The 1,194-nt window shown below is 66.8% G+C and carries 1 protein-coding gene and 1 pseudogene; one reads left to right on the top strand and one right to left on the bottom strand.

Going from position 1 to position 1,194, the window contains the following annotated elements:
- Positions 1 to 895 (top strand): annotated as a pseudogene (locus tag EOA33_RS36260) (exopolyphosphatase); the annotation flags it as partial.
- A 4-nt stretch (positions 896 to 899) separates the two neighbouring features.
- On the opposite strand, the gene EOA33_RS36255 reads toward EOA33_RS36260, so the two are convergent.
- Positions 900 to 1,194, bottom strand: a 295-nt coding sequence (locus EOA33_RS36255; protein WP_145989530.1) for a DoxX family protein, incomplete at its 5' end; no start/stop codon positions are given.

Genomic DNA, 1,194 nt, shown 5'->3' with positions numbered 1-1,194 from the left:
AAACCTCGCCCGGCTGCACATGGAAATGACCAACTACCCGCTCGGCGTCATGCATCACTATGAGATCTCGGCCGACAGCGCGCAGAGCTTCCTGAAGCAGGTGACGAAGGCCGAGATCGAGAAGGTCAAGGGCATCGAAGGCGTTTCCAAGAACCGCCGCTCGCTGCTCCCCTATGGCGCCATCGTGCTGCAGGAGATCATGTCGGCGATGCAGCCGTCGAAGATCGTCGTTTCGGCGCTCGGCGTGCGCGAGGGCTTTCTCTACTCGCTGCTCGACGAGGCCGAGCAGAAGGCCGATCCGCTGATCTCGGCCGCCGAGGAACTCGCGCTATTGCGCTCGCGCTCGGTCCACCATGCGCATGAGCTGGTCGACTGGACCGGCAAGGCCTTTGCCGCTTTCGGCATCGACGAGACAGAGGACGAGGCGCGTTACCGCCAGGCCGCCTGCCTGCTCGCCGATATTGGTTGGCGCGCGCATCCCGAATACCGCGGCAGGCAGTCTCTCAACATCATCGCGCACGCCTCTTTCATCGGCGTCGACCATCCCGGCCGCGCCTATCTGGCGCTGGCCGGCGCCTACCGCCATGACGGCATCTTCAACGAGGGCATCGCGCCCGAGATCAAGGCGCTGGCGCCGCCGCGCATCCTCGAGCGCGCCCGCGTTCTCGCCGCAATGATGCGCGTCGTCTACCTGATGACGGCGGCGATGCCGGGCGTGATGCCCAGGCTGAAATGGGAAAACCGCGGCAACGGCATGCTGGCGCTGGTGCTGCCGGCCTCACTTGCCGACCTCTATGGCGAGCGCCCGGCCGGCAGGCTGGCGCAACTGGCCCGGATCACCAACCGCCGGCTGGTGCTGGCGGTCGAGAATGGGCCGAGCGTTTCGGTCAAATAGGGCGTCAGGTGATGTCGGCGCCAACGCCGAAGCTACGCCCGTCGATCGACCAGGCGCCGGCGCCGGCCATTGCCAGCGCCAGGAAGCCGCCTGCGATCGCGATGTCCTTCATCAGCATCTGCTGGTGCAGGAAGGCGAGCATGGCGTCGTCGCCACCCTGACCATAGTGGCCGATGAGGCCTGCTGCCACGCAGAAGGCGGCGAGCAGCAGGCCGACGATTCGCGTCTGGAAGCCGACGAGGACGAGCAATCCGGCGATCAGCTCGAACAGGCCGGTGCCCCAGGCGGCGAGCGCCGGC

Origin of the sequence: Mesorhizobium sp. M4A.F.Ca.ET.050.02.1.1, assembly GCF_003997725.1 — a bacterium.
In the GTDB taxonomy this organism is placed as follows: domain Bacteria; phylum Pseudomonadota; class Alphaproteobacteria; order Rhizobiales; family Rhizobiaceae; genus Mesorhizobium.
Note: the sequence above shows the minus strand (reverse complement) of the source record. Positions and strands in the feature narration are given on the sequence as shown.